This is a genomic window from Candidatus Methylomirabilota bacterium, assembly GCA_035315345.1.
In the GTDB taxonomy this organism is placed as follows: Bacteria; Methylomirabilota; Methylomirabilia; order Rokubacteriales; family CSP1-6; genus CAMLFJ01.
On sequence record DATFYA010000198.1, the window covers coordinates 1 to 8,780 of the forward strand.

6 protein-coding genes and 2 pseudogenes are annotated in these 8,780 nt (G+C 70.1%); 5 read left to right on the forward strand and 3 right to left on the reverse strand.

The annotated features are described in order from the left end of the window. From VKN16_25825 to VKN16_25845, 5 genes and pseudogenes are all read left to right on the forward strand, one after another. Positions 1 to 568: DUF6569 family protein (locus tag VKN16_25825; GenBank protein ID HME97643.1), on the forward strand; the 568-nt coding region annotated here is incomplete at its 5' end. An 82-nt stretch (positions 569 to 650) separates the two neighbouring features. After that, positions 651 to 1,712: a WYL domain-containing protein gene (locus VKN16_25830; protein HME97644.1), complete on the forward strand. Its 1,062-nt coding sequence runs from the start codon at positions 651 to 653 to the stop codon at positions 1,710 to 1,712. A gap of 299 nt (positions 1,713 to 2,011) precedes the next feature. Next, a pseudogene (locus VKN16_25835) lies at positions 2,012 to 2,089 on the forward strand (type I restriction endonuclease subunit S). A 117-nt stretch (positions 2,090 to 2,206) separates the two neighbouring features. Continuing rightward, a complete protein-coding gene (locus VKN16_25840) occupies positions 2,207 to 3,454 on the forward strand; it encodes an ATP-binding protein (GenBank protein HME97645.1) in 1,248 nt (415 codons plus the stop codon). Beyond that, positions 3,451 to 6,589: pseudogene (locus VKN16_25845) on the forward strand (type I restriction endonuclease subunit R). Before VKN16_25840 ends, VKN16_25845 begins: the two are co-directional and overlap by 4 nt. Before the next feature lie 16 nt (positions 6,590 to 6,605). Here VKN16_25845 and VKN16_25850 read toward each other — a convergent pair. The 3 genes from VKN16_25850 to VKN16_25860 form a co-directional block, all read right to left on the reverse strand. Next, complete coding sequence (locus VKN16_25850; protein ID HME97646.1) at positions 6,606 to 7,631, reverse strand: TauD/TfdA family dioxygenase; 1,026 nt, start codon at positions 7,629 to 7,631, stop codon at positions 6,606 to 6,608. A gap of 37 nt (positions 7,632 to 7,668) precedes the next feature. Further along, entirely contained in the window at positions 7,669 to 8,550 is an 882-nt protein-coding gene (locus VKN16_25855; protein ID HME97647.1) for an ABC transporter permease, read from the reverse strand. After that, a partial coding sequence (locus VKN16_25860) for an ABC transporter permease subunit (protein HME97648.1) occupies positions 8,547 to 8,780 on the reverse strand: 234 nt, incomplete at its 5' end. The genes VKN16_25860 and VKN16_25855, both read right to left, overlap by 4 nt.

Consider the following 8,780-nt stretch of genomic DNA (forward strand, 5'->3'; position numbering starts at 1 on the left):
CCGCGACCGCCGGTTCCGTCCGGGCGATGCCTCGCTCTATGCCTCGCTGCGCGCGAAGAAGGCCGCGCAGGTGAGCCGGTCGGTGCGCGCGGGGCAGGGGCACGTGGCCGACCAGATGGCGGTCTGGGCGCACCTGGCCGAGCGGGCCTCCGAGCTCGAGGTGCACAGCAACACGGGAGCGATGCGCGACGTCTACGCGCGCCACGAGGCGGACATGGCGGCCGCGCGACAGGCTCTGCCCCCCGTGCCGGGCCAGGTGGGCGCCATCGTCTATATAGCGGGACGCTGGGCGGGGCTCGACCTGCTGGCCGGCCCCGGCCTCTTCCGCCGCACCTGGCCGCGCCTCTGTGCGGGCTATGTGGCCGACGCGATTGGCAGGAAAGCCAAGCCCGAGCTGCGGCCGAGCAGCCGCGCCATCCTGACCCGGGTGGGCAAGGGGGAGGCCCAGGCCGCGCCGGCGGTGGGCATGGGCGGCGAATACCGTGTAAGCACAGCGGACCTGGCTGTAGCCACACTGGTAACGCAGCAGCGCGTTGCGCACCTCATGGCCTTCCCGATCGCGCCCTGAGCCACCGGTCCGATGGGCCCGAGTGCGCTCAAAGCAGACGCCGAAGTGTCAGGGAAAGCGACCGCGTGTAATAATTTCCCCCGTGCCTCGCGGGAACCAGCTCGCTCGGCAATGGCGGCTGCTGCAGATGATCCAGCGCCCGGGCGGCGTCTCCATCGACGACGCCGCCCAGGAGCTGGAGTGCACCGCCCGCACCATCTGGCGCGACCTCAGCGCGCTGCAGACCGCCGGCTTCCCGCTCTACGACGACAAGGCCGCCGACGGCCGACGCTCCATCTGGAAGCTCGAAGACAAGTTCACGCTCGGCCTGCCCGTCAAGCTGACGCTGGCCGAGACCGCCGCGCTGGTGATGAGCCGCGACCTCTTGCGCCCGGCTGGCGTGGGCGCGCTCGGCTCCGCGCTGGCGTCCGCGTTCGACAAGATCGGGCGCGTGCTGAGCCGCGATGCCGTCCGCGTGCTGGACCAGATGCGCGAGACCATCGGCGTGCGCGCCGTCGGCGCCAAGCTGCAGGCCCCGGCCGCCGAGCACGTGGCCCTCATCGAGCAGGCGCTCCACGAGCGCCGCCGGCTCGACATGCGCTACTACTCGATGAGCCGCGACGAGGAGACGCGCCGCCAGGTCGACCCCTACCACCTGACGGTCTACGAGGGCGGCTTCTACCTGGTCGGCTACTGTCACCTGCGCAAGACCGAGCGCATCTTCTCGGTCGAGCGCATCCGCGAGCTGAAGCGGCTGGCGACGCGCTTCACGGTGCGCCCCGGCTTCAACGCCCAGGAGTACCTGCAGCACACGTGGGGCATCATCAAGGGCGACATCGTCCCGGTGAAGGTGATCTTCGCCCGCTCCGTCGCCCGCTACATCCGCGACCGCCTCTGGCACCCGACGCAGAAGTTCCGCGAGCTGTCGGACGGGCGACTGGAGATGACGATGCGGGTGGCGGACACGCTGGAGGTGCGCCGGTGGATCCTGGGCTACGGCGCGCAGGCGGAGGTGGTGGAGCCGCAGAGCTTACGGGAGGCGCTGCGGGCGGAGGCCGATGCCCTGGCGCGGAAGCTGGCCCCTACACGCCTTCCCGCTGCGCCTGCGGTGGTGGCTGTAGGAAGTCGCCTCACGCCTCGTCGAGGCACCGGTGCGAACCGGTGAGGTGATCGTGCCGAAGCGACCCCCAAGAAAGGTGAGACCAGGCCGGACACCGCCGCCACCGTCGGCTACGAGGCGCAGCTGGTGGACCGCATCCACCGCGAGTTGACCGACGAGGAAGTCGCTCGCATGGCCGACACCTATCACGCCCGGCGCGGCGCGAAGGACGCAGGCCCATACGCCGGCGTGCCCGGCTACTGCAAGAGCGCGACGCTGGAAGAGGGGCGGTTCGGCCCTCACCGGCAATCGCTCAGGCATTCAAGCATCAGGCCGACTTGGCGCGCGCGCTCGAGTGTCGCCGAGAAGGCCGCGCCCTCGCCGCCTTGCGCGATGCGCTGCTGCCCAAGCTGATCTCCGGCGAGCTGCGACTGAAGGACGCCGCGGCGGATCGCGGTGCGGATACGCTGAGCGAGCCTTTCGATCAGCCGAGATGGATCCTTTCAATCAGCGGCCTGGTAACCTTGCAATCAGCCGAGGTCTAACGTTACGATCAGCCGATGCCGGCCCGGACACTTTACCCACGCTACGCCGCGCCGCGGCTCGCCGAGGCGCTTGCCGATTCGCCCGCCGTGCTGATCCACGGCCCGCGCCAGTCCGGCAAGACCACGCTCGCCCAGACTGCTGGCAGGCGAGCGGGCTACGCCTACTTTACGTTCGACGATCAGGTCACCCTCGAGGCGGCGACGGACGACCCGGTCGGCTTCGTCGCGAGGCTGCCGCGCCGTGTGATTCTCGACGAGGTACAGCACGTCCCGCACCTCTTCCGGCCGATCAAGGTCGCGATCGACCGGGACCGCGTGCCGGGGCGATTCATCCTCACCGGCTCCACCAACGTGCTCCTGCTTCCGAAGCTCGCCGACTCGCTCGCCGGCCGGATGGCGGTGCTGCGCCTGCATCCCCTGGCGCAGTGCGAGCTGGCGCGTCGCCGGCCGAACTTTCTGGCGCGGCTGTTCGGTAAGGGGTTCGCAGTCGAGCGCTGGGGGCGCCGTGGCGCTGCGCTCGCCGACCGCATGGCCGCGGGCGGCTACCCCGCTGCCCTGGCGATCCCGGCGGGGCGCCGGCGCGCCGCCTGGTACTCGGATTACGTTGAGACGCTGATTCAGAGGGACGTACGTGACCTCGCGCGCATCGGCGCGCTGGACGCGGTCCCGCGCCTGCTGGCGCTCGCGGCGTCCCAGACGGCGCGTCTGCTCAACGTCTCCGAGTTGGCCGCTCCGTTCCAGTTGAGCCGTCCGACCATCCGGGACTACGTCACGCTGTTATCCCGTGTCTTTCTCGTGGAGGAGCTGCCACCCTGGCACAGCAACCGGCTGAGCCGGCTGGTCAAGACGCCCAAGCTGCACCTCACGGATACGGGGTTGGCCTGCGCGTTGCTCGAAACCGGAGCGAGCGCGCTCGAGAGCAATCGGGCGCTCCTCGGCCAGCTTCTCGAGACGTTCGTGCTCCAGGAGCTCAAACGGCTGGCGAGCTGGCACGAGGATCGGCTCTCGTTCTTTCACTTCCGGGACCGCGACCAGGCGGAAGTGGATATCGTCATCGAGCGTGGGGCACAGGCAGTGGCCGCGGTCGAGGTGAAGGCGGGGGCCACTGTCACCGCGGGAGACTTCGGCGGACTGCGCAAGCTCAGGGAGGCCGCGGGGGCGCGCTTCGCGGGAGGTGTCGTGCTATATGACGGCGACATGAGCGCGGGATTCGGCGACTCCCTGTACGCCGTCCCGGTTCGCGCGCTGTGGGACGTCCCGTGACGCGCCCGTTCACGGAATCCACCGTCGAAGACGCCGCCCTCGCCTGGCTGGAGTCCATCGGCTGGCGCATCGCCCACGGCCCGAGCATCGCCCCGGACATGCGGGCCGCCGAGCGGGGGGATTACCGCGAGGTGTTGCTCGCCCGGCGCCTGCGCGGCGCGCTGCCACGGCTGAACCCCGCGCTGCCGCCCGACGCGCTGGAGGACGCCTTCCGCAAGCTCACGCGGCCCGAAGGCGTGGATCTGGTCCAGCGCAATCGCGCCCTGCACCGGCTGCTGGTGAACGGCGTGACCGTGGAGTACCGGACGCGCGAAGGCGACGTTCGCGGCGCGCAGGCGCGGGCCATTGACTTCGACGAGCCCGGCAACAACGACTGGCTCGCGGTCAATCAGTTCAGCGTCACCGAGAACAAGCACAGCCGGCGCCCGGACGTGGTGCTGTTCGTGAACGGCCTGCCGCTCGGAGTGATGGAGCTCAAGAACGCGGCTGACGAGGACGCGACCGTCTGGAGCGGCGTTTCAGCAGCTCCAGACCTACAAGGGCGAGATCCCGGCGCTCTTCGCGTCCAACGCCGTGCTGGTCGCCTCTGACGGAGTGGAAGCGCGCGTCGGCACGCTCAGCGCCGGACGCGAGTGGTTCAAGCCCTGGCGCACGATCCACGGCACGGCGCTGGCCGAGGCGACCACCCCGGAGCTACAGGTGGTGATCGAGGGCGTACTGGCACCCCGGCGCCTCCTCGACCTCGTGCGCGACTTCCTGGTCTTCGAGGACGACGGGGGCCGCCTCGTCAAGAAGATGGCGGGCTACCACCAGTTCCACGCGGTCCAGGTGGCGGTGGCGGAGACACTGCGTGCGGCCGAGCTGGCCCGTGCGGGACGCGTCGGCGAGGGTGGACGTTATGAATCGGGAGGCAAACCGGGTGGCCAGCCGGGCGACCGGCGCGTCGGCGTGGTGTGGCACACCCAGGGTTCGGGCAAGAGCCTGACCATGGCGTTCTACGCCGGCCGGGTCATCCGCGAGCCGGCGATGGAGAACCCGACGATCGTCGTGCTCACGGACCGGAACGACCTCGACGACCAGCTCTTCGGCACCTTCTCCCGCTGCCAGGACCTGCTGCGCCAGCCGCCGGTGCAGGCCGCGAGCCGCGCGCATCTGCGCGAGCTGCTCTCCGTGTCGGCGGGCGGCGTGGTGTTCACCACGATTCAGAAGTTCTTCCCCGAGGAGAAGGGCGACCGGCACCCGGTGCTCTCGGACCGCCGCAACATCGTGGTGATCGCGGACGAGGCGCACCGCAGCCAGTACGACTTCATCGACGGCTTCGCTCGGTACATGCGCGACGCGCTGCCGCACGCCTCGTTCATCGGGTTCACCGGAACCCCGATCGAGCTGGCCGACGCGAACACACGCGCGGTGTTCGGGGACTACATCAGCGTGTACGACATCCAGCGTGCGGTCCAGGACGGCGCGACGGTGCCGATCTACTACGAGAGCCGGCTCGCCCGGCTGGCTCTCGACGAGGCCGAGCGGCCGAGGATCGACCCGGACTTCGAGGAGGCGACCGAGGGTGAGGAGGTCGAGCGCAAGGAGCGGCTCAAGACGAAATGGGCGCAGCTCGAGGCCGTGGTGGGCGCCGAGAAGCGCGTCCGGCTGATCGCCCGGGATCTCGTCGAGCACTTCGAGCGGCGGCTGGAGGCCCTGGACGGCAAGGCCATGGTGGTCTGCATGAGCCGCCGGATCTGCGTGGAGCTGTACCGGGAGCTGACGCGGCTGCGGCCCGCCTGGCACGAAGCGGACGACGACCGGGGGACCATCAAGGTGGTGATGACCGGATCGGCCTCCGATCCGCCGGACTGGCAGCCCCACATCCGCAACAAGCCCCGGCGGGAGGCCCTGGCCAACCGCTTCCGGGACGCCACCGACCCGCTCCGGATCGTGCTCGTGCGCGACATGTGGCTCACCGGCTTCGACGCCCCCAGTCTGCACACGATGTACGTGGACAAGCCGATGCGCGGGCACGGGCTCATGCAGGCGATCGCGCGCGTGAACCGGGTGTTCCGCGACAAGCCGGGCGGCCTCGTCGTGGACTACCTGGGGCTCGCCCACGAGCTGAAGGCCGCCCTGAGCACCTACACGGAGAGCGGCGGGACGGGACGGACGGCGCTCGACCAGGATGAAGCGGTGGCGCTGATGCTTGAGAGGTACGAAGTGTGCTGTGATCTCTTCCACGGCTTCGACCGCTCGAGATGGATCAGCGGAGCGCCGCAGGAGCGGCTGGCGCTCCTGCCGGCCGCCCAGGAGCACATCCTCCGCCAGGAGAACGGCAAGGAGCGCTGCACGGGCGCCGTGCGGGCCCTGTCGCAGGCCTTCGCGCTCGCGGTGCCGCATGAGCGGGCGCTCGCCATCCGGGACGACGTGGCCTTCTTCCAGGCCGTCCAGGCGGTCCTCGCCAAGCGCGCGTCGGGCGATGCCCGCCCCGAGGAGGAGCTGGACCACGCCGTGCGGCAGATCATCTCGCGGGCGGTGGCGTCCGAAGGCGTCGTCGACATCTTCGCCGCGGCAGGGCTCGCCAGGCCCGACATCTCGATCCTGTCCGACGAGTTCCTGGCCGAGGTGCGGGGGATGCCCCAGAAGAACCTGGCCGTGGAGCTGCTCCAGAAGCTGCTCAAGGGGGAGATCAGCACCCGCCGGCGGAAGAACGTGGTGCAGGCGCGCTCGTTCGCCGAGCTGCTGGAGCACGCCATCCGCCGCTACCAGAACCGCGCGGTCGAGGCCGCCCAGGTGATCGAGGAGCTGATCCAGCTCGCCAGGGACATGCGCGCGGCGAGCGCGCGCGGCGAGGCCCTCGATCTGTCGGAGGAGGAGCTGGCCTTCTACGACGCGCTGGAGACGAACGACAGCGCGGTGAAGGTGCTCGGGGAGCCCGCGCTCCGGATGATCACGCAGGAGCTCGTGCGCACGGTTCGCGCGAACGTCACGATCGACTGGACCCTCCGCGAGAACGTCCGCGCCCAGCTACGGGTGTTGGTGAAGCGCATCCTCCGCAAGCACGGCTATCCGCCGGACAAGCAGGAGAAGGCGACCCAGACGGTACTGGAGCAGGCCGAGGTGCTGTCACACGGCTGGGCGCTAAATTAGCGTGAGCGCTACGGTCCTACCGCTCCGCCTCCACCAGGTCCGGCGTGTCCTGCGCCGGCTTGTACCCCATGTGCGTCGGGAACTCCCCGCTCAGCGGCCACGGCCGCGGAAACTTCAGCCAGAGCCGCAGCATGTGGCGCTTCTGATCCGGCTCCGGCCCGTCCACGAAGCCCGTGCGCGAATGCAGGATCGTGTAGTTGTTGATGAACTGGATGTCGCCGGCCTGGAGATCCATGTCCAGCCGCAGATCGGGCCGGCGGGTCTGCTCGTCGAGGAAGTCCAGCGCGGCGCGCTCGAACGTCGTCAGCGGCACCTCACGCTTCACGGCGCCGGCGTTGATCTGGTTGCGGATGTAGCGGCAGCTCACGACGCCGTCCTGGTAGCCGAAGACGGGGATGGGGCGCTCGGAGACGCCGCGCTCGGTCAGGGCGGCTTCGCGACGGATGTAGTAGTAGCCATTGTAGAGCAGGCCCAGGTACTCGGGGTGCCGGGCGAGGATCTCGTTGTGCACGGTGCTGGAGCTGACGATGCTGCTGAGCCCGCCTTCCAGCGAGCGGCGCAGGCAGAGCAGGCCGACCACGTCGCCCGCGTCGGTGTGGTAGGGCAGGTAGGCGTTGGTCTCGTAGCCGCGCACGTCGATGTTGCCGTAGGTGCGGCCATGGTCGTAGACGTGGCCGAGGAGCTCGCCCTGCGGGTTCTGGTAGAGCGGGGCGCCCATGTAGCGGCCGAATCCCCAGAAGATGAGGCCGACGTCCTCGTCGCTGTAGCGGCGCACCGGCAGGCCGCGCAGCAGCACGAAGCCGCGGCCGTCGTACATCTCGGTCACCGCCTTCTCCAGCTTCTCGCGCGTCACGGTCAGCGGGAAGTGCTCGCGCTGGATCCGCTCGAGCGGCAGGCCGGAGGCCTTGGCGGTGGTCACCGCGCGATCGATGTCGGCGATCTCGGCGTCGGTCAGCGTGACGATCCACGAGGTCTCGCGAGCGAGGGTCTCGCCGCGCCAGGCCTTCGCGTTGGTGATCGGGGTCATGCACACTTGGCTCACGGGTCTTCCTCCTTGGGTCGCACTCCGCTCATGACATCTACTGGTGCCGCGGGTCCAGCACGTCGCGCAAACCATCGCCCAGCACGTTGAGCGCCATGACGATGCCGAAGATCATCAAGCCCGGGTAGAGCGCCATCCAGGGCGCCTGCGAGAGATAGCGCTGGGCCGCGTTGAGCATGCTGCCCCACGACGGCGCGGGCGGCTGCTGGCCCAGGCCCAGGAACGACAGGCTCGCCTCTGCGATGATGGCGGCGGCCACCGTGATGGACATCTGCACGAAGAGCGGCGGCAGCGTGTTGGGCAGGATGTGGCGCACCGCCACGCGCGGGCGCGAGCAGCCCAGGGCGTGCGCGGCTTCCACGTACTCCTCGGTGCGGACAGCCAGCACGGTGCCGCGGACGAGGCGCACGAAGGTGGGCAGAGCGGCGATGCCGATCGCGATCATGGCGTTGCCGAGGCCGGGGCCGAGGAACGCGGCCAGCGCGATGGCCACGATGAGGAACGGGATCGAGAGCATGGCGTCGTTGATGCGCATTATAAGCCCGTCGATCCAGCCGCCGACCACGCCCGAGAGCAGGCCGAGCGGCACGCTGATCGCGACCGCGATGCTGACCGGGATGACGCCGGCCAGCAGCGAGGCGCGCGCGCCCCAGAGCAGGCGCGAGAGCACGTCGCGGCCCACCTCGTCGGTGCCGAGCGGATGCGCGGCGGAGGGCGGCTTGCGCAGGGCGCGGTAGTCGATCGCGGTCGGGTCGTAAGGGGCGAGCTGCGGGGCGGCGACGGCCACCACGATGAAGCCGAGGATCACCGCGAGCGCCGCGACGGCCGCGGGCCGGCGGGCGAGCTGGCGCGCGGCCTTGTAGCGGCGCGGCGCCGCCACCGCGGGCGCGCCCACCAGCACCGCGGGCGTGACGCTCACGTGGTCCCTCGCAGGCGCGGGTTGGCCAGGAAGTAGAGCACGTCGGCGCCCAGGTTCAGCAGCACGTAGAGGCCCGCCGAGACCAGCACGACGGCCTGCACGACCGCGTAGTCGCGGTTGAACACGCCGTCCACCAGCAGCTTGCCGAAGCCGGGGATGGCGAAGACCTGCTCGGTGAGCACCGCGCCCGAGAGCAGCCGCCCGAACTCGATGGCGCCCAGGGTGATGAT